The sequence below is a fragment of the Streptomyces sp. BK340 genome (assembly GCF_007827595.1).
GTDB lineage: Bacteria > Actinomycetota > Actinomycetes > Streptomycetales > Streptomycetaceae > Streptomyces.
The window spans coordinates 58,792-84,392 of record NZ_VISR01000031.1; the positions used below are offsets into that span (position 1 = coordinate 58,792).

General features: G+C 72.1%; 16 protein-coding genes. 14 read left to right on the forward strand and 2 right to left on the reverse strand.

The window, feature by feature from the left end; genetic code table 11:
* Window positions 1–4: 4 nt before the first annotated feature.
* From FB157_RS38650 to FB157_RS38685, 7 genes are all read left to right on the forward strand, one after another.
* A complete protein-coding gene (locus FB157_RS38650) occupies window positions 5–973 on the forward strand; it encodes an ABC transporter substrate-binding protein (RefSeq protein WP_145885404.1) in 969 nt (322 codons plus the stop codon).
* Window positions 974–1,192: 219 nt separating this feature from the next.
* Complete coding sequence (locus tag FB157_RS38655; RefSeq protein WP_145885405.1) at window positions 1,193–3,631, forward strand: FAD-dependent oxidoreductase; 2,439 nt, start codon at window positions 1,193–1,195, stop codon at window positions 3,629–3,631.
* 21 nt (window positions 3,632–3,652) lie between these two features.
* The gene (locus tag FB157_RS38660; protein ID WP_145885406.1) at window positions 3,653–4,513 is read left to right on the forward strand and encodes a bifunctional methylenetetrahydrofolate dehydrogenase/methenyltetrahydrofolate cyclohydrolase; all 861 of its coding nucleotides are present in this window, start codon (window positions 3,653–3,655) and stop codon (window positions 4,511–4,513) included.
* A 350-nt stretch (window positions 4,514–4,863) separates the two neighbouring features.
* Complete coding sequence (locus FB157_RS38670; protein WP_145885407.1) at window positions 4,864–5,997, forward strand: gala protein; 1,134 nt, start codon at window positions 4,864–4,866, stop codon at window positions 5,995–5,997.
* Entirely contained in the window at window positions 5,994–7,802 is a 1,809-nt protein-coding gene (locus tag FB157_RS38675) for an ankyrin repeat domain-containing protein (RefSeq protein WP_145885408.1), read from the forward strand. The genes FB157_RS38670 and FB157_RS38675 overlap by 4 nt, the downstream gene beginning before the upstream one ends.
* Entirely contained in the window at window positions 7,799–9,010 is a 1,212-nt protein-coding gene (locus FB157_RS38680; RefSeq protein WP_145885409.1) for an AAA family ATPase, read from the forward strand. Before FB157_RS38675 ends, FB157_RS38680 begins: the two co-directional genes overlap by 4 nt.
* Before the next feature lie 11 nt (window positions 9,011–9,021).
* A complete protein-coding gene (locus tag FB157_RS38685) occupies window positions 9,022–10,209 on the forward strand; it encodes a DUF2201 family putative metallopeptidase (RefSeq protein ID WP_145885410.1) in 1,188 nt (395 codons plus the stop codon).
* Between the two features lie 26 nt (window positions 10,210–10,235).
* Here the strand turns inward: FB157_RS38685 and FB157_RS38690 are convergent, their stop codons facing one another.
* Window positions 10,236–10,433, reverse strand: a complete 198-nt coding sequence (locus FB157_RS38690) for a hypothetical protein (protein WP_145885411.1) — start codon at window positions 10,431–10,433, stop codon at window positions 10,236–10,238.
* A 315-nt stretch (window positions 10,434–10,748) separates the two neighbouring features.
* Between FB157_RS38690 and FB157_RS38695 the strand changes: the two genes are divergently transcribed.
* On the forward strand, window positions 10,749–12,194 hold the full coding sequence (locus FB157_RS38695) for a gluconokinase, GntK/IdnK-type (protein ID WP_145885412.1): 1,446 nt from the start codon (window positions 10,749–10,751) through the stop codon (window positions 12,192–12,194).
* Between the two features lie 136 nt (window positions 12,195–12,330).
* Entirely contained in the window at window positions 12,331–13,572 is a 1,242-nt protein-coding gene (gene manD / locus FB157_RS38700) for a D-mannonate dehydratase ManD (protein WP_145885413.1), read from the forward strand.
* A 247-nt stretch (window positions 13,573–13,819) separates the two neighbouring features.
* Here the strand turns inward: manD and FB157_RS38710 are convergent, their stop codons facing one another.
* A complete protein-coding gene (locus tag FB157_RS38710) occupies window positions 13,820–16,192 on the reverse strand; it encodes a SpoIIE family protein phosphatase (protein ID WP_145885414.1) in 2,373 nt (790 codons plus the stop codon).
* Between the two features lie 490 nt (window positions 16,193–16,682).
* Between FB157_RS38710 and FB157_RS38715 the strand changes: the two genes are divergently transcribed.
* From FB157_RS38715 to FB157_RS38735, 5 genes are all read left to right on the forward strand, one after another.
* Window positions 16,683–18,752 carry a SpoIIE family protein phosphatase gene (locus tag FB157_RS38715; RefSeq protein ID WP_145885415.1) on the forward strand — a complete coding sequence of 690 codons (2,070 nt, stop codon included), beginning with the start codon at window positions 16,683–16,685 and terminating at the stop codon, window positions 18,750–18,752.
* A gap of 208 nt (window positions 18,753–18,960) precedes the next feature.
* The gene (locus tag FB157_RS38720; RefSeq protein WP_186581883.1) at window positions 18,961–19,374 is read left to right on the forward strand and encodes a hypothetical protein; all 414 of its coding nucleotides are present in this window, start codon (window positions 18,961–18,963) and stop codon (window positions 19,372–19,374) included.
* Window positions 19,371–20,024: a hypothetical protein gene (locus FB157_RS38725; protein ID WP_145885416.1), complete on the forward strand. Its 654-nt coding sequence runs from the start codon at window positions 19,371–19,373 to the stop codon at window positions 20,022–20,024. Before FB157_RS38720 ends, FB157_RS38725 begins: the two co-directional genes overlap by 4 nt.
* 2 nt (window positions 20,025–20,026) lie before the next feature.
* The gene (locus FB157_RS38730) at window positions 20,027–24,805 is read left to right on the forward strand and encodes a putative T7SS-secreted protein (protein ID WP_145885417.1); all 4,779 of its coding nucleotides are present in this window, start codon (window positions 20,027–20,029) and stop codon (window positions 24,803–24,805) included.
* The gene (locus tag FB157_RS38735; RefSeq protein WP_261386810.1) at window positions 24,802–25,578 is read left to right on the forward strand and encodes a hypothetical protein; all 777 of its coding nucleotides are present in this window, start codon (window positions 24,802–24,804) and stop codon (window positions 25,576–25,578) included. The genes FB157_RS38730 and FB157_RS38735 overlap by 4 nt, the downstream gene beginning before the upstream one ends.
* The last annotated feature ends 23 nt before the right edge of the window (window positions 25,579–25,601 follow it).

A 25,601-nucleotide genomic window follows, 5' to 3' on the forward strand; every position in this document is an offset into this window, starting at 1 on the left:
CACCATGGCAAGACACTGGCGAGCCGGCGCGGCCGGCCTGGCCGTCCTCGGCCTCACGCTCACGGCGTGTTCGGGCGCGAAGGTCGGTGACACCTCCTCGGGTTCGGACAACGCGGGCGGCTCCGGCAAGTGCGGCACGTTCAACCTCGCGGTCAACCCGTGGGTGGGCTACGAGGCGGACGCGGCGGTCGTCGCGTACGTGGCCGAGCACAACCTCGGCTGCAAGGTCACCAAGAAGAACCTCAAGGAGGAGATCGCCTGGCAGGGCTTCGGCACCGGCGAGGTCGACGCCGTCCTGGAGAACTGGGGCCACGACGATCTGAAGAAGAAGTACATCACCGATCAGAAGACCGCCGTCGACGCCGGCCAGACCGGTAACAAGGGCATCATCGGCTGGTACGTGCCGCCGTGGCTGGCCAAGGCGCACCCCGACATCCTCGACTGGAAGAACCTCGACAAGTACGCGTCCAACTTCAAGACCTCCGAGTCGGGCGGCAAGGGCCAGCTCCTGGACGGCGACCCGTCGTACGTCACCAACGACGCGGCGCTGGTGAAGAACCTGAAGCTGGACTTCAAGGTGGTGTACGCGGGCAGCGAGACCGCGCTCATCCAGGCCTTCCGCACCGCCGAGAAGAACAAGCAGTGGGTGATCGGCTACTTCTACGAGCCGCAGTGGTTCCTGTCCGAGGTCCCGCTGAAGAAGGTCTCCCTGCCGAAGTACACGACGGGCTGTGACGCCGTCGCCGAGAAGATCGCCTGTGACTATCCCGTGTACGACCTGAACAAGATCGTCAGTGCGAAGTTCGCCAAGTCCGGCAGCCCCGCCTACAACCTGGTGAAGAACTTCAACTGGACGAACGACGACCAGAACGAGGTCGCCAAGTACATCGCCCAGGACAAGATGTCCGACGACGCGGCGGCGAAGAAGTGGGTCGACGCCAACAAGGACAAGGTGGACGCCTGGCTCAAGTAGACCGGGTCGGGAAGACGGGTCGGACATGCCCGGCGGGCGGTGCGTGCAGGTGCGCGCCGCCCGCCGGGCATCGCCGTGTCCAGGGGCCTGTTCCGGTCCGTTCCCCGACGTCACGGACCCCTTGACACCCCCTTCAGGGACGGGCACATTGAGTTGCGCAACCTGAACCAAGTTGCGGAACAAGCAACTGCACCGGTCTCAATGTTCGGAGGTTGGGCGATGGCGGGACCCCGAGTGGTCATCATCGGAGCGGGTGTTGTGGGAGCGGCCCTGGCGGACGAGATCTCCGCACGCGGCTGGACCGAGGTGACCGTCGTCGACCAGGGCCCCCTCCCGGCCACGGGAGGATCCTCCTCGCACGCGCCGGGCCTGGTCTTCCAGACGAACCCCTCGAAGACCATGACCGAACTGGCGCGTTACACCGTCGAGAAGTTCTGCTCACTCGACGTCGACGGCAAGCCCTGCTTCCTCCAGGTCGGCGGCCTCGAAGTGGCCACCAGCCCCGAGCGCCTCACCGAACTGCGGCGCCGCCAGGGCTGGATCGCCTCCTGGGGCATCGAGTCGCGCCTGCTGACCCCCGACGAGTGCGTGGAGCAGCACCCGCTGGTCGACCGCGAGAAGGTCCTCGGCGGACTCCTCGTCCCCACCGACGGCCTCGCCAAGGCCGTCCTCGCCGTCGAGGCCCAGATCCGCCGGGCCACCGAGCGCGGTGTGCGCTTCCTCGCCCGCCACGAGGTCCTCGACGTGCGGCAGAGCGAGGGCCGCGTCACCGGTGTGGTGACCGACCAGGGCGAGATCCCGGCCGACATCGTCGTCTGCTGCGCCGGCATCTGGGGACCGAGGATCGCCCGCATGGTCGGGATGAACCTGCCGCTCACCCCGCTCGCCCACCAGCTCGCCTGGACCGGCCCGATCCCCGCCCTCGCCGGCCAGACCGAGGAGGCGGTGCGCCCGATCCTGCGCCACCAGGACGCCGACCTCTACTACCGCGACCGCTTCGACGCCCTCGGCATCGGCTACTACGGCCACCGTCCCATGCCCGTCTCCGCCGACGACATCCTCTCCGTGGACGAGGCCGAACAGATGCCCTCGGTCCTGAAGTTCACCGAGGCGGACTTCGAGGACGCCTGGACCGAGACCCGGTCGCTGCTTCCCGCGACCCGCGAGGCCAAGGTCGAGGAGGGCATCAACGGCCTGTTCTCCTTCACCACCGACGGCTTCCCGCTGCTCGGCGAATCCCAGGACGTCCAGGGCTTCTGGGTCGCCGAGGCCGTGTGGGTCACCCACTCCGCGGGCGTCGGCCGGGCCGTCGCCGAATGGCTGGTCGACGGCTACTGCTCCTCCTTCGACCTGCACGAGTGCGACGTCAACCGCTTCGAGCCGCACCAGCTCTCCCCGGAGTACGTCCTGGCCCGCGACTGCCAGAACTTCGTCGAGGTCTACGACATCCTCCACCCCCTCCAGCCGAGCGGGAAGCCGCGCCCGATCCGCACCAGCCCCTTCTACGCCCGCCAGCAGGAGCACGGCGCGTTCTTCCTGGAGGCGAACGGCTGGGAGCGCCCCCAGTGGTACGAGGCGAACGCCGGGCTGGTCGAAGGCCGCACCATCCCCACCCCCAACGACTGGGCCGCCCGCTACTGGTCGCCCATCGTCGGCGCCGAGGCCCAGGTCACCCGCGAGACCGTCGCCCTGTACGACATGACGGCCCTCAAACGCCTGGAGGTCAGCGGCCCCGGTGCCGCCGGCTTCCTGGAGAGCCTGGTCACCGGCAAGGTCGCCAAGTCCGTCGGCTCGGTGACGTACACCTTGCTGCTGGACCACGACGGCGGCATCCGCAGTGACATCACCGTCGCCCGCCTCGCCCGCGACCTCTTCCAGGTGGGAGCCAACGGCAACCTGGACCTCGACTGGCTCACCCGCCACCTGCCCGCCGACGGTACGGTCCAGGTCCGCGACATCACCCCCGGCACCTGCTGCATCGGCCTGTGGGGCCCGCTCGCCCGCGAGGTCCTGCAGCCGCTCACCGACGAGGACTTCTCCGACGAGGGCCTCAAGTACTTCCGCGCCAAGCGCGCCTACATCGGCTCGGTGCCGGTCACCGCGATGCGGCTGTCCTACGTCGGCGAACTCGGCTGGGAGCTCTACACGACCGCCGACCAGGGCGCGAAGCTCTGGGACACCCTGTGGCAGGCGGCCGAGCCGCTCGGCGGCATCATCGCCGGCCGCGGCGCGTTCAACAGCCTCCGCCTGGAGAAGGGCTACCGCTCCTTCGGTACCGACATGACCTACGAGCACGACCCCTACGAGGCCGGCGTCGGCTTCGCCGTCAAGCTGGACAAGGGCGACTTCGTCGGCAAGGCCGCACTGGAGCGCCGCAAGTCCGACGTGCGGCGCAGGCTGAGCTGCCTCACCATCGACGACCCGCGGGCCGTGGTCATGGGCAAGGAGCCGGTCTACGACGGGGACCGCGCCGTCGGCTACGTGACCAGCGCCGCCCACGGCCACACCATCGGCAAGGGCATCGCCTACGCCTGGCTCCCGGCGGAGCTGGCCACCCCCGGTACCACGGTGCAGATCGGCTACTTCGACCAGCGCATCGAGGCCACCGTCGCCGAGGAGCCCCTGTTCGACCCGACCATGTCCCGCCTCCGTGGCTGACCTGGCGAAGGAGACCCGCCGGTGACCGCACAACTCCTCGACGGCAGGGCGACCGCCGCCGTCATCCGCCGTGAACTCGCCGAGCGCGTGGCCAAGGTGACCGCCGCCACCGGACGGCAGCCCGGCCTCGGCACCGTCCTGGTCGGGGACGACCCCGGCAGCCGCGCCTACGTCGCCGGGAAGCACCGCGACTGTGCGCAGGCCGGTATCGCCTCGCTCCGCCGCGAACTGCCGGCCGACGCCACCCAGCAGCAGGTCGAGGACGTCATCGACGAACTCAACGCCGACCCGGCCTGCACCGGCTACATCGTCCAACTGCCGCTCCCGCGCCATCTGGATGCGGGCGCCGTGCTGGAGCGCATGGACCCCGCCAAGGACGCCGACGGCCTGCACCCGGTCAACCTCGGCCGGCTCGTCCTCGGCGCCGACGCCCCACTGCCCTGCACCCCGCGCGGCATCGTCGAACTGCTGCGCCGCCACGAGGTCCCGCTGGCCGGAGCGCGCGTGTGCGTGGTCGGCCGGGGCATCACCGTCGGGCGGCCGATCGGACTGCTCCTCACCCGCCGCTCGGAGAACGCCACCGTCACCCTGTGCCACACCGCGACCAAGGGCCTGGCCTGGCACGTACGCGAGGCGGACATCGTCGTAGCGGCGGCCGGCTCGCCCGGACTGATCACCGCGGACATGCTGCGCCCCGGCGCGGCAGTCCTGGACGTCGGCATCACCCGCACCGAGCACGGGCTCGTCGGCGACGTCCACCCTCAGGCCGCCCAGGTCGCCGGACGGATCGCGCCCATGCCCGGGGGAGTGGGACCCATGACCCGGGCGATGCTGCTGGCCAACGTCGTCGAGGCCGCAGAGAGGAACGCGAACGCCGTGTGACCACGCTGAACGCCCCGCGAGGGGCGGGCCGGCAACGCGTGGGCGAGGGCGATGCGCAGGCGTTCGCCGCCGGGCGCTCGGCGCCTGCGGGCGTGCTCCTTCTTCGCCCCGGTCCGAGACCCAACTGGGTTCGAACGCAGAGGCGATAGCCGCTATGATCTCCGCGGCAAGGCTGTAGCGCAGAGGTCGTCGCGCCCAAGCATCAAGCTGGAGGACGTCGGTTCGAATCCGACCAGCCTTGCCGCCCTTGTCGTGGAGGAAAGTCGATTGGCGTCGGTTCGTCCTGGGCGGGCGGAGGGCGATGCCGCCCTCGGCGAGCCGGGCACCGGCGATGGACCGGTGGAGTGGTGATGACGCAGCCGACGCCCGTACGCTGCCCCGCGATCGAGCACCCCGACATCCCGATCAGTGATCCCGTCGCTCTGGAGCCGCTGCTCGCCCGCCTGCGGTCCGCCCGGCGGGTCGAGGCCGACGAGACCTTCCCACTCGGCACGGTGCGCGCGGACGGACGTGTCGACCTGTGCAAGCAGGGCCTCGGAGCCGTCGGCGCCGCCCGGCTGATGCCCGTCGCCGCCGCCTCCGCGCACGCCGGGCACGTCCTGCTCGGCACCAACGCCATCGGCAACGAGGGGGCCCGCACGGTCGCTGGCGCGCTGGCCGACGGCCACGGCCTGCGCACGCTCTACCTCGGCTGCAACCGCATCGGCCCCGAGGGCGTCACCGCGCTCGCCGACGCGCTGACGACGGACGGCACCGTCCGCGCCCTGTGGCTCAAGCGCAACCCGGTGGGCGACGAGGGCGCCCGCGCGCTCGCCGCGATGCTCCGCCGCAACACCACGCTGCGCACCCTCGACCTCGTCAACACCGGTCTCACCACCCACGGTCTGCGGGCCCTGTTCGACGCCCTCACCGACCGGCCCAGCCCGGTCGAACGCCTCTTCCTCGGCGGCAACGGCCTGACCGCCGACGCGGCCCCGCTGCTGGCGGCGCTGATCCGTGAGGCGGGTGTGCGCGAGCTGTACCTCCCGGCCAACCACCTCGGAGACGAGGGCGCCGCGATCCTCGCCGCCGCGGCCGACGCCGCACGACCGGTGCGCCTCGGTCTGGGCGGCAACGGGATCGGCCCCGTCGGAGCCCGGGCCCTCGCCGACTCCCTCGGCGGGATCGAGGCACTCGACCTGGGCCGCCCGCCGTCGGAACGCAGCCTCGGCGCCCCCGCCAACACCACCGGCGACGAGGGCGCCCACGCGCTGGCCGCCGCCCTGCCGGGCAGCCCACTGCGCCGGCTGGAGCTGTGCCACACCGGCCTGACCGGCCGGGGCGCGAAGACGCTGCTGGCCGCAGTACCCGACAACTCGTCCCTGGAGTACGTCGGTCTGGGGCCCGGCCTGCCCCGCAAGGTGAAGCGGTCCTTCACCCAGCGACTGCGGCCCGTCGGCAGGGCGCACGCCGACCTGCGCGCGATAGGGAGTGTCTACCGTTGAGCTCTCACAGCGAACTGCGTTGTTTCCCCGCGGACGAGGCGTCGAGCCGGCGCCGGATCCGCCGGTACGCGGTGCCCGGCCGGATGATCGAGCGCGCGACCGAACGCCGTCTGGCCGGTGACTGGCGCGGCGCCTGCGCCGCGGCGAACGTCGACGTCGCCTTCGACCCGGCCGAAGTCGCCGGCCACTGCGGCGACGAGGTCGCCGCGGCTCTCGAGGACGACCTCCGCCACTTCGCCCCCGACCTGCTGCGCTGGCACCTGCCGCGCGTGCTCGGCGGGCGGACCACGCTCGCCACGGACACGACGGTCGTCCTCGCGCGCTACCGCCCCAAGGCAGCGGACGAGGGCCGCCGGGCCACGCCGTACCTGCACATCACCACTCCCGCGATGATCGACGGACCGCAGCGGATCGCCCTGCGGTTCAGTACGGTGACGGACGAACAGGCCGCGGGCGTCTTCGGGCGCACCACGCAGGACTGGCGGTACGCACGGCACCTGTGGGACGCGCGGCACGCCGCCGAGCTGCGCGAACGGTGCGGCGGCTCGGACAGGCCGCCGTTCCTGCACGCCGACGCCACCCCGCGCGGCACGGACGAACTGCCCGCGGCCGACCCCGGCGACGGCGACCCGGCGGCGCGGGCCGAGTGGGTCACGCTGCTGCACCAGAGGGGCGAGATCCAGGCCGCCTTCGCCGCCGCCGGCATCGAGCTGGACCTGACACCCCCGCAGAAGTCGGGCTGGTACCAGGCGGATCCGGAGCGGCTCCTCGGCGGGCTCGCGCTCGACCACACCCGTCTGGAGCCGGAAGTCCGCCGGCACATGGCCGAGGGTGTCGGCGACCGCTTCCTCATCGCCGCGCACTGGCGGACCTACATCCTGCTGGAGCCCGTGGACGCCGGCGGGCTGCTGGCGCGGGCGGTCGACCGGGACGACGTGAAGGGCGAGCCCATCCTCGCCGAGGCCCTGTGGCGCAGGCTCCCCGACCTGGACCTGATGCGCAGCGCAGGCGTCGCGGCGGAGCACCTGCATCCGCTCGTCCGTCAGGCGCTGTTCCCCGCCCTCCGGGCCCCGGACAGCCCGGCCGGCCCGCCAGGGGCACCGGCGCCCGCACCCGTACGGGTCAGGTGCCGAGGGGAATGGCACGAGGTGGCCTTCCGGCCCGGCGGCCTGCTGCACATGCCGCACAGCGACGAGGAACAGCAGCGCGAACGAGCCATGCGCGCCTTCGGCGGTGCCGTCGCCGGATGCTTCGCCGTGGAGCAGACGTGGACCTCCGGAGAGGGCCGTCTGCCGAAGGCGCTGCGGGCACAACGCCACGAACTGTTCCTGCGCGCCCAGCACGGTGACACTCACGGCGTGCTGGAGCTCCTGGACGCGGGCGTCGACCCCCGCGTGCGCGACGCCGGCGGCCGCACCTTGCTGCACGTACTGAACCTCCTCGACCACGAGACGCTGCTGCCGCGGCTGCTGGCGGAGGGACTGGATCTGGAGGCCCGGGACCGGCGGGAGCGCACGCCGCTGTTCGTGGCGGTCAACGACCTCGGTTCGAAGGCGCTGGTGGAGGCGCTCGTCGCCGCCGGGGCGCGACTCGACGTGATCGATCAGTCCGAGTTGTCGCTCGCCCAGCTCGTCCGCCGGTACAAGCGGCCCGACCTGGCCTTCCTCCGGGAACGCGTGCAGGAGGAGCATCCGGGCGTCGGCGCCGAGTGGTGGGACGAGTGGATGGACGACCAGGACGAGTACTACTCCGATGAAGCCGGCGAAGCCGATGAAGCCGACGACGAGGAAGAAACGGCCCCTTGAGCACCGACCGTACCGTCCCGACCGCGCCGTCCGGCCCGCTGGCGGCCGCGGACGAACTCAACCGCAGGCTGCGCTCACGACGGACCGAGCCCGCCGCGAACCCGCAGCTGGAGGCGCTGGCGCTCGCCGTGACGGCCAATCAGCCCGTGCTGCTGTGGGGCGAGCCGGGAATCGGCAAGTCGGCCGCCCTGGAGCAGCTCGCCGCCGGGCTCGGCCTGCCGCTGGAGACGGTCATCGCCAGCGTGCACGAGCCCTCCGACTTCGCCGGGCTGCCGATCGTCGGTGACGACCCCGCCGTGACCGGTGTCCCGATGGCCCCGCCGGACTGGGCGGTCCGCCTCGCCCGGGCCGGACAGGGCCTGCTCTTCTTCGACGAGCTGTCCTCCGCACCGCCGGCCGTGCAGGCCGCGCTGCTGCGCGTGGTGCTCGAACGACGGGTCGGCAGCCTGGTCCTGCCGGAGGCGGTGCGCATCGTCGCCGCCGCCAACCCGCCGTCCAGCGCGGCGGACGGCTGGCATCTCAGCCCGCCGCTCGCCAACCGGTTCGTCCACCTCGAATGGACGCACGACCCCCGGACGGTGGCCCGCGGCATGGCCGGCACCTGGCCGGAGCTGACCGTGCCCCTCGTCTCTGCCGGCAAGGTCCCCGGTGCGGTCGCCCGGGCGCGCGGTGCGATCTCGGGCTTCCTCACGGCCCGGCCCGGCCTGGTCCACCACATCCCCGGCGACGCCGAGAGCCGCGGGCGGTCCTGGCCGTCCCCTCGTACCTGGGAGATGGCACTCAAGCTGCTCGCCGCCGGGTACGCGGCCGGCGCCGGCCGCGAGGCGCTGGCCGCCGCGCTCACCGGCGCCGTCGGGGACGGCGCGGGCATCGAGCTGCTGTCCTACCTCGAACACCTCGATCTGCCCGACCCCGACCGGGTCCTCGCCGACCCGGACGCCTTCGCCCTGCCCGACCGCGGCGACCGGCAACTGGCGTTCCTCATCGCGGTGGTCGCCGCCATCCAGAGCGACCTCACCCGGCCCCGGTGGGAGGCCGGCTGGGCGGTGCTGGCGAAGGCCGTCGACGCGGGCGTACCGGACGTGGCCGCCCGGGCCGCCACCGACCTCGCGGCGATGCGGCGCCTCGACTGGCCCGTACCGCCCGGCATCGACGGGTTCCTGGACCTGCTGCAGATGTCCGGGGCGCTGCCCGGCGCCGGCCGGTGAGCAGCGTGGGGATGACGGAGGAGACCCGCCGCCCCCTGGACATGACCAAGCTGCTCGCCGCCCGCTACCGGGCGGCGAGCGACCGGCCCTATCTGGCCTCGGCGTTGTACGCCCTGACCGTCGTCCCGAGCACAGAGGTCCGGACGATGGGCGTGGACCGGCACTGGCGCTGCTACGTGTCGCCCGCCTTCGTCGACGCGACGCCGGTGCCCGAGCTCGCGGGCGTATGGGTACATGAGGCGGCGCACCTGCTGCGCGACCACCACGGCCGGGCGGACCGGCTCCCGGCCGCCGCCCAGCGCGACTGGCACCGTGTCAACGTCGCGCAGGACTGCGAGATCAACGACGACCTGCTCGCCGACGGCCTGCGGCTGCCCGAGGGGCGCATGGAACCCCGCCTCTTCGGCCTCCCCGAGGGCCAGTTGTTCGAGGTGTACCTGGACCGGCTGCCGCCGCATGTGCGGGCGCCGGACTGCGGATCGGGCGCCCACGGGCGGCCCGCGCCCTGGGAACTCCCCGACTCCGCCGGCCCCGCACGGCTCGGCGACGTCGAGGCGCAGGCCCTGCGGCGGCAGACCGCCGAGGCGATGCGCGCCCATCAGCGCACCCGTGGCACCCTGCCCGCGGGCTGGCAGCGCTGGGCCGAGGAGGTCCTGGAGCCCACGGTGGACTGGCGGCGGGCGCTGTCCGGCGCGGTCCGGGAGGCCGCCGCATGGGCCGGCGGAGCCGTCGACTACACCTACCGCCGCCCCTCGCGCCGCACCCCGGCGCTGCGCGGTGTCGTCCTGCCGAGCCTGCGCCGGCCGTTGCCGCGGGTGGCCGTCGTCATCGACACCTCCGGTTCGATGGGCGACGCCGAACTGGCCGCCGCCCTCGCGGAGGTGACGGGCGTCCTGCGCGAGGTGGGCGTACGGGGCAACCGTGTGACCGTGCTCGCGTGCGACGCCGACGTGCAGGCCGTGTCCCGGGTGGCCGCCACCGAGCAGATCACCCTGGGCGGTGGTGGCGGCACGGACATGCGCGTGGGCATCGAGGCGGCGCTCGCGACGCCGGACCGCCCGAGCATCGTCGTCGTCCTCACCGACGGGTACACCCCCTGGCCCGACGAGACCCCGCCCTGCCGCGTCATCGCGGCCCTGATCGGCTCCGCCGCACCACAGCCCCCGAGCTGGGTGGAGACGGTACGCATTCCCACCTGACACGGGGAGCCCGGCGCACTCCCGGCTCACAGCAGCAGCGGAAGACTCACCAGGGCCGCGCCGCTCGCGCCGAGCGCCGCCAGGATCGAGGCCGGCCAGTTGCGGGACTGGGCGTACGTCAGCAGACCCGCCAGCAGTCCCGCCACCACCGCGGCCAGGAATATGAGCGCCCAGCGCAGTGACAGCCGCTCCGGCGGAGGCGTGGGCGAGGTCGGTTCGGGCATACGGCTCTCCTGCGGCTGCGTCAGAACGGGGACGAGGCAGCCCTGCGTCAGCTGCCGCGCGTTGACTCCGGCCCTGCGACGGCGCACATCCACCCGCTCCGGCCGGTCTTGGGCGATACCGAAACCTTTCGAATGGGTGACCACGCTACTCATGTGATCTAGGTCAGAGAAGGCCTCTGATGCTTCGTCAGCGGGTCTCGGAGTCGCATGGCACGGGGTGGAGCGCTCCGGCGCGCGCCCCCAGGGCGTTCCGTGCTTCTTCAGGCGGTGTCCGGATGGCTGACCAGTCTGCCGCTGTGACCTAGCATCTGCGCCATGACTGGTCCCGAAGCCGACCCGCCCGAAGGAACCGAGGACGCGTTACGGGGCTCCACCGCGAGGGTGGTGGAGCAACTGGGCTGCCAGATCGTGGAAGGCGGCAAGCCCCGCGACCACCACCTCACCGTGGACGCCGTCACGCAGGAGTTCGAAGTCACCCGGCCCATGGCCCGCGAGGCCCTGCAGTCGCTGCACCAGAAGGGCCTGGTGAATCTGCAGCCCCGGATCGGGGCCACCGTCCAGGCGCTGGAGCGGTGGGACCTGCTGGACCCCGACGTGATCGCGTGGCGTCTGGAGGTGGCCCCCGACAGCCAGATGCGGTCACTGACCGAGCTGCGCGAGGTGATCGAGCCCCGGGCGGCCAGACTGGCCGCCGAGAGCCGGTCCGCGGAGATCTGCCACGACCTCACCAGCCACGCCCGCACGCTGCTCGCCCTCAGCCAGGACCCGGACTTCGCACAGCCACGTGAGGGCGCGGCGATCCGGCAGCGCTTCAGGGACGTGGACGCGGCCTTCCACCGGACGCTCCTCGCCGGCTCGCGCAACGAGCTGTTCGTGCGCCTCTCCTATCCGGTCGTCATGGCACTGAACCACCGCATCGACAGGAACTGGGCCGGCGCTCTCCAGGAGGCGATGATCACGCCGACGCGGGCCGTCGCCGGCACCGACACCGTCCAGAGTTACCCCACCCGGCCGGAACCGATCGCCATGTGGCTGCACATGGGGCTGGCCTACGCCATCGACCAGGGTCTGGCCACGGCCGCCGAGGCCTTCGCGGAGGCCCTCCTCGCCGAGATCCGCAGCGGTCGGCTGCACGATCCCGGCGTGCGCGACCGACTGCGGGCGGGCCTGGACCGGTTCAACACCAACGGGCTGCCACCCGCTCATCGAGCCGGGTTCCAGAAGGCCATGTCGGGCTTGTTCCACGCCCGGCGCGCGCCCGTTGTCGTCATGGGCGTGAGCGGGTGCGGCAAGAGCACCGTCGGCCGCTACCTGGCGGACTCGCTCAGGGTGCCGTTCGAGGAGGGGGACAGCTTCCATCCCCGGCGCAACGTCCGGTCGATGGAGAACCGCACCCCTCTCGACGACCGCAGCCGCAGTCCGTGGCTGGCCGCCCTCGCGGGCCGTATGCGGGCGGCGGGTGCGGAGGAGGGACTGGTGATCACCTGCTCCGCACTCAGACGCATCTACCGCGAGTTGCTGCGCGTGGCCCGGCCCGACGCCTTCTTCGTGCACCTGACGATCGACCGGGAGACGGCCACCACCCGTGTGGAGAGCAGGAAGTCGCACTTCATGCCCGCCGCTCTGGTGTCCTCGCAGTTCGAGGACCTGGAACCGCTCGAGGACGACGAGGCAGGGATGACCGTCGACGCGACCCTGCCGGTCGAACGCATCGTCGCCGAGGTCCAGACCGTGCTGGCCCGTCGCACCCGGGGCCGCTGACCCGGGTGTCATCCGGGCGCGGCCACCGCACATGACGGCCGCGCTCTCCGAGAGCAACGACCGAACCGAGCGACCGAACGGAACGACCGCCCGACCGAACGGAACGACCGAACCGCCGGAAAGTGGGGGATCCACCGTGCAGATCGTGTCCGCCGAGGTGATCGTCACCAGCCCGGGACGGAACTTCGTCACCCTGCGCATCATCACCGAGGACGGCGTCGTCGGCCTGGGCGACGCCACGCTCAACGGCCGCGAGCTGGCCGTCCACTCCTACCTGGACAGTCATGTCGTGCCCCTGCTCGTCGGGAGCGACGCCTCCCGCATCGAGGACACCTGGCAGCAGCTCTACCGAGGGGCGTACTGGCGGCGCGGCCCCGTGACCATGGCGGCCATCGCGGCCGTGGACACCGCGCTGTGGGACATCAAGGCCAAGTACGCGGGGATGCCCCTCTACCAGCTCCTCGGCGGGGCGTCCCGCACCGGCGCCCTCGCCTACGGACACGCCTCCGGCCGCGACGTGCCCGAACTGCTCGACTCCATCCGGGCGCACCGGGAGCAGGGCTACCGCGCCATCCGCATACAGACCGGGATACCCGGCTTCGACTCCGTGTACGGCGTCGCCGCGTCGAGCGCCGGCGGCGGAGACCGCTACGACTACGAGCCCGCGCGCCCCGTCGGCGGCGGCCGGTCCCCGCTCACCGTGGAGACCTGGGACACGCGCGCCTACCTACGGCACCTGCCCGGCGTCTTCGAGGCCGTTCGGGCGGAGTTCGGCCCGGAACTCCCGTTGCTGCACGACGGACACCACCGGATGACCCCGATCCAGGCCGCCAGGCTGGGCAAGGCACTGGAACCGTACGACCTGTTCTGGCTGGAGGACGCCACGCCCGCGGAGGACCAGGCGGCCCTGCGCCTGATCCGGCAGCACACGACGACACCGCTGGCCATCGGCGAGGTCTTCAACTCCGTGTACGACTACACCACGTTGCTCAGCGAGCGCCTGATCGACTACGTGCGCTCCGCGGTGACCCACACCGGCGGCGTCACCGCGATGAAGAAGCTGCTCGACCTCGCGGCCGTCTACGGCGTCAGGTCCGGGATGCACGGTCCCACCGACATCTCCCCGGTGGGCATGGCCGCCGCCCTCCATCTGGACCTGGCCGTGCACAACTTCGGCATCCAGGAGTACATGCGCCACTCCGAGCCCACGCTGGAGGTGTTCCGCACCTCCTACCGGTTCGAGCAGGGCCTGCTGCATCCGTCCGACACGCCGGGTCTGGGCGTCGACCTCGACATCGAAGCGGCACGTCACTTCCCCTATCAGCAGGCGTACTTGCCCATCAGCAGGCTGCAGGACGGGACCGTGCACGACTGGTGAGCGACGGCGGGTCGCCCCGGGTGCGTCCGGGGCCGGTGCGTCAGGCCGGTGCGTCCGCCGCGGCAGGGGCTCCTAGGCCCTGTCGTCAAATTCCCGTCTGCCCCACGACGCCTGGCACGCACTCTCGCCGCACCGGGCGAAAGCCCAAGTACGTCCAGTACGAGGACTTCCGCCCGGCACGCCGAGAGCACGCACCAGACGCCGCGAGGCCGCCCTTCGGGCGACGACGGGAATTTGACGACAGGACCTAGGGGATGGCCAGTTCGGCCCAGATCGTCTTCCCGGACGAGGTGTACCGAGTGCCCCAGCGCTGAGACATCTGGGCGACGAGGAACAGGCCGCGGCCGCCCTCGTCGTCCCGGCGCGCCCGCCGCAGGTGGGGTGCGGTGTGCGCGTTGTCGGAGACCTCGCACAGCAGGGAGCGGTCCTTGATCAGCCGCAGCATGACGGGCCCGGTGGCGTACCGGATGCTGTTGGTGACCAGTTCGCTGACCACGAGTTCGGCGGTGAACGACAGTTCGGACAGGCCCCAGTTCTCCAACTGGCGCTCGGCGACCGTGCGCGCGTGCGCCACCATGGCCGGGTCGGGCGGCAGCTCCAGGTCCGCCACCCGGTCGGCGTCGAGACGCCGGGTGCGGACGAGCAGCAACGTGGCATCGTCCGCCTGCGGTCCGGGCGGCCGGGCCGACAGCGCCCGGTCACACAGTTCCTCCAGCGGGCAGCGTTGCCAGGTCAGCACATGGGCAAGCCGGTCGATTCCACTGTCGATGTCGGTGCGCCGGTCCTCCACGACGCCGTCGGTGAAGAACGCCACCACGCTGCCGCTGGACAAGTTCAGATCGACGTTCTCGTACGGCAGGCCGCCCAGGCCCAGGGGCGGTCCCGGCGCCAGCGCAGACAGGGCCACCGAGCCGCTCGCATCGGCCACGATCGGCGGGGGATGGCCCGCGCTCGCCCAGGAGCACCGGCCGCTGACCGGGTTGTAGATCGCGTACAGGCAGGTCACCCCGAGCGCCTCGTCGCTCAGCCCGTCGTTCCCGTGGGGTTCCGCGTCCTGCGCGACCAGGCTGTCCAGCCGGGTGAGCAGTTCGGCCGGGTCCAGGTCCAGCAGGGCCAGGGTCCGCACGGTGGCGCGCAGCCGGCCCATGGTCGCGGCCGCGTGCATGCCGTGCCCCACCACGTCGCCGACGGTCAGGCCCACCCTGGCACCGGACAGCGGGATCAGGTCGAACCAGTCGCCGCCCACACCCACGCGGCTGTCGGCAGGCAGGTAGCGGTACGCCACGTCGACCGCGCTCTGCTCGGGCAGGTGCTGGGGCAGCAGGCTGCGCTGCAGTACCAGGGCCGCCGCATGCTGGCTGGTGTAACGGCGCGCGTTGTCGATGCCGACGGCGGCTCGCTCGGCCAGTTCCACGGCGAGCGTCTGCTCCTCGGGTCCGAAGGGGTCGGGGTTGCTGGTGCGCCGGAAGGTGGCGAGGCCCAGGACCGTATTGCGGGTGAGCAGCGGCACGAAGAGGCAGGAGTGCGAGGCGGCCGCTCGCTCCCCGCGCGCGGCCTCGGGCGGGGAGTCGTCGACGACGAGGCGGCCGGTGCCCAGACTCTGCGCCTGCGGTGACGACGGCGGGTAGGAGACGGGACTGGTCCGGAACTCTTCCGGGGTCCTGCCGTGCATCCGCAGCAGACTGTGCCCCGGTGCCGAGCCCGTCGGCGGCTGCCGGCCCTCGATGACCGCCGGCGGCAGGTCCACCAGCACTTCGTCGGCCAGCTGCGGTACCGCCACGTCGGCGAGCTCCGCGGCCGTACGCCGCACGTCCAGCGACGCACCGATGCGCTTTCCCGCCCGCACCAGCAACGACAGCCGTTCCTGGGCACGGTAGCGCTCGGTGATGTCCAGGGACTCCTCGAACAGGCCGAGCAGCTCGCCGCGGGCATCCACCAGCCGGTGGTACGAGCAGGACCAGACGTGCTCGCGCACCGGGTCGGCGGGGGCGCGGCCGCGATAGTGCATGCCCATGATCGGTTCGCCCGTCGTCATGACGTGCTCCATGATCTGGTCCTCGTCCGGGGGGTGGTGCCGGGAGATGAACTCGCCCTCGGGAAAGAGATCCGCGGCGGGCCGGCCGATGTAGTCGGCGATCCCCGCCAGCTCCAGATCGGTGGAGACGTTCCCCCAGACGACGCGCATGTCGGTGTCGAAGATCGTCAGCCCCACGGTGGACTCGGTCGCCAGCCCCTGCAGCATCGCCAGCTGAGCCTCCCAGCCGCGCAGCGTCTCCAGCTCGGCCGCGACCACGACGGTCGCCGCGAAGCCGAGGTGATCGAGCGGGCTGAACGTCACGGCCGCGCGCAGGGTGCGCCCGTCCCGGCAGGAGAGGTCCAGGACGGCGCTGCGGGGCTTGTGCGTCCTGCAGAGAGCGGACAGTCGCTGCCCGGGGCCCGCTGCCAGCAGCCGGCCGGCCGGCTTTCCGAGTACGTCCTCGGGCGAGTGTCCGAGGAGGCGCTGGGCCGAGGCTCCCCACCCGGAGATGTTGCCTTCGGCGTCCAGTACTGCGGCGGCGGCTTTGGAGAGGTCCAGAGGACTGTGGAAATCTACGTCGGCGGCATTCGGAAAACGATCCATGACACCGCTTCCCTTCGTGCTCCCTCAGCATCCCGTGCCGCACGACGGACGACAACCGCACGCGCGATCGCCACCGCCGCGCTCCACCGGCAGCCCTTCACCAGGTGCGTGACCATCAGCGCGGCCGGCCCGGTGCCGACGCGACAAAGACCGCCGGGTGACGCATCCCCGCCACCCGGCGCCGAAAGTGCGCCGCCGATCAGCACGGCGGCGACGATGCTGGGTATCCGCACCAACAGCAGGGCTGGTGTCGCGCGGCCCTTTTCGGTGCCGGCTCCGGTTGCCGCTGCCGGTCGGAGCCCCCCGAGTGTCCGCAGCCGGTCACCGAAGGTGACGTGGAGCGCCGCCACCGAACCGCCAGACCACGCGACGGCACGCCGGCGGCAGCCACGAGGTGTGCGCTGCCCCGGTCCGGGTCGACCATGGACGAAGACAGAACGCCCGCCGGTACGGCACGAGCCAAGGAGCCGAGCCGGAAGGAACATGAGGCATGGGCACGACGGACGCTTCCAGAGCAGGCGACGACCGGCCGGTGGCCGGCCGTGCCGGGCCGCCCAGTGGCCTGCTCGACCTGCTCGGCGTCGCCGCCGTGGTGCTGAATGCGAAGGGCCAGGTGGTCTTCTGGAGCCCGAAGGCCGAGGAGCTGTTCGGCTACACCGCGGCGGAGGCGCTGGGCCGGAACGCGGCTCGGCTGACGGTCCACGAGGAGCAGCAGGACGAGGTGATCAAGCTGTTCGCCGAGGTCATGGTGTCCGGCACCGACTGGGCCGGGGCCTTCCCGATCCGGCACAAGGACGGCAGCACCCGCCTCGTGGAGTTCCGCAACATGCGGCTGCTGGACGACCTCGGCGAGGTCTACGCCCTGGGTCTCGCCGCGGACCAGGCGACCGTCGAGCGGGTCGAGCGCGATGCAGCACTGGCCGTGCGTCTGGTGTCCCAGTCCCCGATCGGGCTGGCCATTCTGGACCCGGACCTGCGGTACCTCGCCGTGAATCCCGCTCTCGAACGCATCACCGGACAGTCCGCCTCCGAGCGTCTCGGCAGGCGGGCCGGCGAGGTCCTGACCTACCTGGACACGGACCCCGCGGTACGGCTGCGCCGGGTCCTGGAGACGGGTGAGTCGGTCGTGGACCGGGACATCGTCTGCCGTCCCCCCGGTGACCCCGACCACGAGCATGCCTGGTCGGTCTCGTACTACCGGCTGGAGGACTCCGGCGGGCGGGTGCTGGGCCTGGCCTACTCCGTCATCGACGTCACCGAGCGTTATCGGGCTGCCGCGGAGGCGGCACAGGCCCGGCAGCGGCTGGCCCTTATCGCCCGGGCTTCCGCCTGCGTGGGCACCACCCTCGATCTGGAGACGACAGCGCGCGAGCTCGCCGACGTCGTCGTACCGGTCCTGGCCGATGTGGCAGCCGTGGACATACTCGACAGCGCCCTTGACGGCCGGACCACGTCACACGAGGGTCCGGCCCTCTTCCGCGCCCTGGCCGTCAGGGCGGCCCACTCCGCCGAGGCGGTCCCGGCGGCGGACCCCCCGGGGGAACTCGCCTCCTACGACGACGACCGTCTGATCACCCAGTGCGTGCGCACCCGTCAGCCGGTTCTGGTCCCCCGCACCGCTCCTCGGGATCTCGCGCGCATCGCCCGGGACGGTGCGGCCGCCGCCCTCCTCGCGGAGGCCGGCGTGCACTCCTACCTGGCGGTACCGCTCATGGCCCGGGGTGAAGTCCTCGGCGCTCTCGACCTCAAGCGCACCCGGAACCCCGCACCCTTCGACGAGGACGACGCGTTCCTCGCCCGGGAGCTGGCGGCCCGGGCCGCGGTCTGCATCGACAACGCGCGCGGATACCAGGCCCAGCGCCATGCGGCCCTCACCCTCCAGCGCAGCATGCTTCCCGAACCCCCAGCACACCTGCCCGGCCTGACGGTCGCCTGCCGCTACCAGCCCGCCGGCGCCATGAGCGAGGTCGGCGGCGACTGGTACGACGCCATCCCCTGCCAGGGCGACAGGACCGCCCTGGTCGTCGGCGACGTCATGGGCAGCGGCATCAACGCCGCCGCCACCATGGGGCAACTCCGCAGCGCCGCCCGCGCCTTCGCCGAGGTCGCCCTCGCCCCCGCCGAGGCCCTGCGCCACCTCGATCACCTGACCGAAGGTGTCGAGCAGACCATCACGACCTGCATCTACTGCGTCTACGACCCGCACCGGGGCCAGTGCGAGATCTGCCTCGCCGGCCACCTTCCCCCGGTCCTGATGCGCGTCGGCCACGCGGCAGAGCTGCTCGACCTTCCCACCGGCGCACCGCTGGGCGTCGGCGGGGTGCCCTTCGAGGCCACCACCATCGCCTTCCGCCCCGGCGACGAACTGGCCCTCTACACCGACGGCCTGGTCGAGACCCGGAGCGAACCCATCGACGCCCGCCTGAACACCCTCCTCGACGCACTCACCGCGACACGCGGCCAGGATCTGGAAGACACCTGCGACCGCATCCTGGAGATCCTGCGCTCGCCCGGCGGCGAGGACGACGTCGCGCTGCTCGTCGCCCGAGCCCAGCCCTGAACCGGCGACGGCGCGTCAGACCGCAGACGCCACAGGCTTCACCGCGCGGCACGGGACCGGCTCCCGCGGCTGCGGCAGCGCTCCGCCCTCGCCCGGCCCTGCGCTCGTGACGGTGACCGGCCCCGGCGAGCCCCCACGAGAACCATCAGCACCCGCACGCGCGTCCTGATCTACGGTGCCATCAGTCACCTACGACCGGGGAGGAATCGTGCAGCAGCCGCGGACGGCGCTCGCCCAGCGCATAGCCGAGCGGAGAAGGGGTGACGACGATCCCCGTGCGCTCGTCGGCGAGATGCGGCGCTCGGTCCTTCTGGTGCCGGTGGCCGGCGGAGGCCTCTGGTCGGTGCCTTCGGGCGGGGTGCGGTGGATCTGCGGGTTCACCGACGAGGCCGCGCTGGCCCGGTTCGCGCTGTACCACGGGCCCGGTGATCAGCCCATGGACTACGCGGCGCTGCTCGGTGCGCGCATCGTGGACGAGATCGTGCCCGCCCTGGGCGAGCCGGCCGGCCTCGCCGTCGACATCGCCACCGAGGACGGGTCGATGTTCTTCCCGCCGGTCGTCGGCATCGTCGCGGACGAGGTCGCCGTCGACACCGGTCGGGCGGGAGAGGTGCGACCGTGAGCGGCGACGGAGCGGACCTGCAGCTCGACAAGGAATCCGTCGCCAAGTTCACCCAGGGCGTCGGTGCGACCATCGACCAGCTCGGTGAACTCGGCGGCGCCACCGGTTCGGTGATGGGAAAGGGCTTCTCCGAGCTGGCGATGACCGGGATGGAGGCCGGACACCACGGCCTCTCGGTCGACTTCGAGGACTTCTGCGAGCGCTGGGAGTGGGGCGTGCGCGCCCTGGTGCGGGACGCCAGCGAGATCGCGAACCGGCTCGGCCTGGCGGCGGGCACCCAGTGGGAGAACGACCAGTACATCGCGGGCTCGCTCAAGGTGGGCGCCAACTCCGTGTTCGGCGGGAACCCGCACGCCAGTGAGGAGGAGATCGCCAAGCAGGGCTGGGGCGACATCTTCACGCCGGACTATCTGCACCCGGACTGGAGCCCCGAGTCGTTCGAGAAGGCCGGTCACGACATGTCGCAGACGTGGAAGGACACCGGCCGCTCCGTTCTCACCGAGGGGCAGGGCGGCCTGCAGTCGCAGATGCTCAACCAGGTCGCGGGCGTGTCCGACGACCAGTGGAACAAGGCGCTGGACGACACCTTCGGGCCGTCGCCGCAGGAGCGCGCGCAGCAGCAACAGCAGGGTGATTCCGGGGGGAACTGACAGTGGGTATCGGCGACTTCATCAGCGACATCACGCCCGACTCGGTCGAGGACGCGGTCGAGGACGGCGTCGAGTGGGTGGGCGACCGGGTCGAGGACGCGGGCAACTGGACCGCCGACCGGTTGCAGGACGTCGGCTGGAAGTCCGGCGCCGACTGGGTGCGCGAGCAGTCCCGTTCGGTCGCCAACCGGCTGGGCGCCGAGGTCGACGAGATGGACCTCGGGCAGACCGAGGACAAGACCAAGCTGATCTACGGCAGCCCGAGCAAGATCAATTCCATCGCCGGGAAGCTCCGCGCCTTCCAGTCGTCGTTCGACGACACCGGCGACGGCCTCAAGGGCCTCGACTCGTCCCGGCTCAAGGGCGAGGCGGCCGACGCGCTGCGCACCGCGGTGAGCACCCAGCCGCCGAAGTGGTACAACGCCGCCGACTCCTGCGCGAAGGCGGTCGGCGCGCTCGAGTCGTTCGCCGACACCGTCACCTGGGCGCAGGGACGGGCGCAGACGGCGATCGACAAGTGGAAGGAGGGGGTCAAGGCGTCCGAGGACGCTGCCGACGCCCACCGCAAGAAGGTCGACGACTACAACAGCGCCGTCGACCGCTACAACGCACAGCCCGCGGACAAGCGCGACCCGGCCTCGCTCCCTCCCAAGCCCGCACAGACCTTCGACGACCCCGGCAAGACGCTGATGAAGGAGGCTCAGGACATCCTCGCCGAGGCCCGCAAGCAGCGGAACTCGGCGGCGGAGACCGCGAGTTCCGCGGTCCGCGCCGCCCGCGACATGGCGCCGAAGAAGCCGTCGTACTCCGAGCAGCTGCGCGACGGGTACGAGGAAGTGCAGATCATGCAGGACCACGTCGCCGGCGGTCTCATCAAGGGCACGGCCGGCATCGTGAACTTCGTCCGCAGTGTCGACCCCATGGACCCGTACAACCTCACGCACCCGGCCGAGTACGCGACGTCCCTCAACAGCCTGGCCGCGGGCCTGGTGGTGGCTGCCAACGACCCCGTGGGCGCCGGCACCCAGATGGTCAAGGACTTCATGAAGGACCCGTCCGAGGGCGTCGGCCGGCTGATCCCCGACCTGGTGCTGACCGTGGCCACCGACGGCGGCGGGGCCGCGGTGAAGGGCGCGCGCCTGGCCGAGGATGCCTCCGACGCGTCCCGGGTGCGCAAGTTGGTGGACGACGCCGAGGACGGGGCGCACCGCCGTCCGGACGGTGAGCGCACCACCGACGGCTCCGACCCGGTGGACCTCGCCACGGGCCGGATGTTCCTGCCCCAGACCGATGTCGAGATCCCCGGCATCCTGCCGCTGGTCTTCACCCGCCGCACCGAGTCCGGCCTGGCGACCGGCCGCTTCCTGGGCCCGTCCTGGTCGTCCACGGTCGACGAGCGGCTGGCGATCGACGCGATCGGCGTCGTCCATGTCACCGCCGACGGCCTGCTGGTCACCTATCCGCATCCGGTACCCGGCGATCCCACCCGGCCACGGTCGGGCAGGGCCCGTACAGTGCTCGCCCGTGACGCCGACGGCGCCTACGCGCTCACCGACCCCGACTCGGGCGTGGTCCGTCACTTCGCCGCCCCGGCGGGCGCCGAACCCGGCGGTGACGGAACCGCCTGGCTGTCCGGCATCACCGAACGCAACGGTCACGACATCACCGTCGACCGGGCCGAGGACGGGCTGCCGCTGGCCCTCGTCCACTCGGCGGGGCACCAGGTGAGGCTGACCACCGCCGACGGCCGGGTGACCGCGCTCTCCCTGGCCGGCGCGGCAGAGGGCGGCGCGGATCTGCCACTGATGGGCTACGGCTACGTGGACGGCGACCTCACCACCGTGACCAGGCCGTCCGGCGCAACCACCACTTTCCGCTACGACGACCGCCACCGGGTCGTCGCCTGGATCGACTCCAACGGACGCCGCTACGACTACGTCTACGACGACCAGGACCGGGTCGTCGCCGAGGGCGGCGAGGCCGGCCACGTCCAGATCACCCTGGCGTACACCGAACCGGACGCCACGACCGGCCACCGGACGACCGTCCTGACCACCGCCGACGGCCGGGCCACCCGGCACCTGATCGGCCCGGGCTGCCACATCCTCGCCACGACCGACGCACTCGGCGCCACCACCCGGTTCCGCCACGACAAGAGCGGCAACCTGCTGTCCCGTACCGACCCGCTCGGCGCCACCACCGGCCTGACCTACGACGAGGAGGGGCGGCTGGTCTCGGTCGTGCGTCCGGACGGCTCCGAACTGCGCATCGTGCGCGGGCCGTCGGGCCTGCCGGTGGAGGTCGTGGGACCGGACGGCGCCCGCACGACGTACACGTACGACGAGCGCGGCAACCGTACGGCGGTCACCGACCCGGCCGGTCACACCACCCACTGCGCCTACGACGACGCCGGCCGGCTCACCTCCGTCACCGACGCGCTCGGGGACACGACCCGCGTGGAGTGCGACGCGGCGGGGCTCGTCGTGGCGGTGACCGACCCGTCCGGCGCCACCACCCGCACCGAGCGGAACGGGCTCGGCCGCCCGGTCCGCGTCACCGACCCGACGGGCGGGGCCACCCGGCTCGACTGGAACGCGGACGGGTGGCTCGCCCGGCGCACCGGCCCGGGCGGCGCCACCGAGTCATGGACCTACGACGGCGAGGGCAACTGCCTGACCCACACCGACGCCGCCGGCGGCGTGTCGAGCTACGAGTACACCCACTTCGACCTCCCGCTCGCCACCACCCGGCCCGACGGCGGCCGCCACGAGTTCGAGCACGACAACGACCTGCGCCTCACCAGGGTCACCAACCCGCAGGGTCTGACGTGGAGTTACGAGTACGACGCGGTCGGCAACATCGTGTCCGAGACCGACTTCGACGGGCGCACCCTGACCTACCGTGTGGACCCCGCGGGCCGGCTCACCGAGCGGGCCGACGCCCTCGGCGGGACCATCTCCTTCGAGCGCGACCCGCTCGGCCAGGTGCTCCGCAAGAACGTCGACGGTCGGGTGACGACCTACGCGTACGACCGGGCGGGCCGCCTCCTGGAGGCGGTCGGACCCGACAGCGAACTGCGCTACCAGTACGACCGCCGCGGCCAGGTCAAGACCGAGCTGGTGGACGGCCAACCGCTGGTCCATTCCTACGACGCCCTGGGGCGGCGTGTCCGCCGGACGACACCCACCGGCCATGTCACGTCCTACGCCTACGCCTCCGACGGGCTTCCCCTGCGCCTCACCACGGGTGGCCGCCGGGTCGATTTCACCCACGACGCCGCCGGCCGCGAGCTGGCCCGCGTCTTCGGGGACGCGCTCACCATGACGTCGGCCTGGGACGAGGCGGGACGGCTCGCCGCGCAGCACGTCACCGCCGGGGCCCGGGCCGTCAACAGCCGTGCCTACGCCTATCGCGCCGACGGGCACCTGCTGTCCGTCGCGGACCGGCTGGCCGGCACCCGCACCTTCGATCTGGACCCGATGGGCCGGGTCACCGCCGTACACGCCCAGGGCTGGACGGAGCGGTACGCGTACGACGACGCCGGTAACCAGATGTCGGCGTCCTGGCCGGACCGGCACCCCGGCAGCGAGGCGACGGGGGAGCGCGTCTACAGCGGCACGAGCATCACCCGCGCCGGAGGTGTCCGCTTCGAGCACGACGCCCTCGGCCGGGTCACCCTGCGACAGAAGACCCGGCTGTCCCGAAAGCCCGACAGCTGGCGCTACGAGTGGGACACGGAGAACCGCCTCACCTCCGTCACCACCCCCGACGGGACCCGGTGGCGCTACCGCTACGACCCCCTCGGCCGGCGCACCGCGAAGCAGCGCCTGGCGGACGGCGGCGAGAGCGTGGCCGAGGAGGTCCGTTTCACCTGGGACGGCCTCACTCTGTGCGAGCAGACCAGCCACCGGCCGGATGCCCCGCACACGGTCGCTCTCACCTGGGACCACCGGGACGTGGTGCCCCTGGCCCAGACAGAGCGCATCCTGACGGCCGACACCAGGCAGGAGGAGGTCGACCGGCGCTTCTTCGCCATCGCCACCGACCTCGTCGGCACGCCGACCGAACTCATCGACGAGACGGGCGACATCGCCTGGCGCACCCGGAGCACGCTCTGGGGCACCACGGCCTGGTCCCGGGACAGTGGCGCCTATACCCCGCTGCGCTTCCCCGGCCAGTACTACGACCCCGAGACCGGTCTCCACTACAACTGCTTCCGGCACTACGACCCGGAGACCGGCCGTTACACCTCCCCGGACCCGCTGGGTCTGGCCCCCGCTCCGAATCCCGTCGGCTATGTGGCCAACCCGTTCGCGGGGTGCGACCCGCTGGGCCTGATGCCCAAGTACACGAAGGAGGAGAAGGCCCAGCAGGCCAGGGAGAAGGCCGTCAAGACCGCGGACGACGTCATCGAGCGGGCGCAGGGCGGCCGGATGCGGAAGGACGGCGGCTATCACGCGGACACGCGGCACGAGTTCACCGACGAGCGCGTGCTGGAGATCCTGAAGAACCCGGACGCGGTGTACCACTCCTCGGCGGGCAGCGGAAACCTGATCTTCCGTCAGGGCGACGACGTCGTGATCGCCCGGGGCGGCGGCGCCGGAGCGGGCAACGTCGTCACCGCGTACGGTCCCTCGGGCATCAAGGGCACGTCCGGCGCGGAGGCGCTCGGCGGTCTGCCTACCGATCCCGGCGGGCCGATCACCCACGCGGATGTCGTGGGAGGCAGGATTCCGGGCAGGAACGGCAGCTTCATGGCTCCGGCGGAGCAGATCAGATGACGAGGCAGCACGATATGAAGATCACGCTCGACGACGACTGGACCGCGACGGTGACGGGCGAACCCCTGTCCGTCACCCCGGCCTTCGACTTCTTGGGCCCCGGTGTGCGCCTCGCGCCGTACACGAGCCGGGAGGAACGCGAGCGCTTCCTCCTGGACACCTTCGGCAGCCAGGAGTGGCTGTGGGACACCCCGGACACGCTCGGGTTCGACCGGGCGAGCCGGGAACTGGTCGGAGCCGAGTTCCGGCTGCCGCACGAGTCCGCCTCCGCCGAGGACTGTGCCCGCCTCCTCTCCGCACCCCCCGTCCTCCCGGGCGGGCTGCGCGCGGACGAGGAGCGGAACTGCCGTCTGGAGGTGACCTCGGTGCTGTGCCGTGCGCCCGGGGACGCCGTACTGACCTCACTGCGTGACCTCGACGTCCTCGACGAACCGCTGGAGGCCCGCATCGGCATCGCCCAGGACCTGGCGCTCCTGGTCCAGCACGGCACCGTCGTCGGCTGGAGCCTCACCGATCCCGCGCGCTATCTGACGACCGCCTACGCCGCCCCCGACCCCGCCCCGCCGTCCCCGGCCACCCGCCGGCTGTTCAGTGCCTGCCTCGACCTGATCACCGACCCGCTGCTCGAGGAAGTGCAGGACCGCGAACCGGCCGCCCTGGCCCGGCTCCGGGAGATCCACGAGGCTCTGCGTGCCCAGCAGGAGGACCGGCGTCGCGCCGATGCCCTGCTCTCGCTCATCGGCAATCTGGTGGAGGACTACGGGGACAGGTGATGACCGGCCGGGGAGCCTGAGGC

Coding starts and splice junctions, on each gene's coding strand:
- FB157_RS38655 (WP_145885405.1), top strand. CDS start 1,193: ATGGCGGGACCCCGAGTGGTCATCATCGGAGCGGGTGTTGTGGGAGCG.
- FB157_RS38710 (WP_145885414.1), bottom strand. CDS start 16,192: ATGGATCGTTTTCCGAATGCCGCCGACGTAGATTTCCACAGTCCTCTG.
- FB157_RS38670 (WP_145885407.1), top strand. CDS start 4,864: ATGACGCAGCCGACGCCCGTACGCTGCCCCGCGATCGAGCACCCCGAC.
- FB157_RS38715 (WP_145885415.1), top strand. CDS start 16,683: ATGGGCACGACGGACGCTTCCAGAGCAGGCGACGACCGGCCGGTGGCC.
- FB157_RS38650 (WP_145885404.1), top strand. CDS start 5: ATGGCAAGACACTGGCGAGCCGGCGCGGCCGGCCTGGCCGTCCTCGGC.
- FB157_RS38695 (WP_145885412.1), top strand. CDS start 10,749: ATGACTGGTCCCGAAGCCGACCCGCCCGAAGGAACCGAGGACGCGTTA.
- FB157_RS38735 (WP_261386810.1), top strand. CDS start 24,802: ATGACGAGGCAGCACGATATGAAGATCACGCTCGACGACGACTGGACC.
- FB157_RS38685 (WP_145885410.1), top strand. CDS start 9,022: ATGACGGAGGAGACCCGCCGCCCCCTGGACATGACCAAGCTGCTCGCC.
- FB157_RS38690 (WP_145885411.1), bottom strand. CDS start 10,433: ATGCCCGAACCGACCTCGCCCACGCCTCCGCCGGAGCGGCTGTCACTG.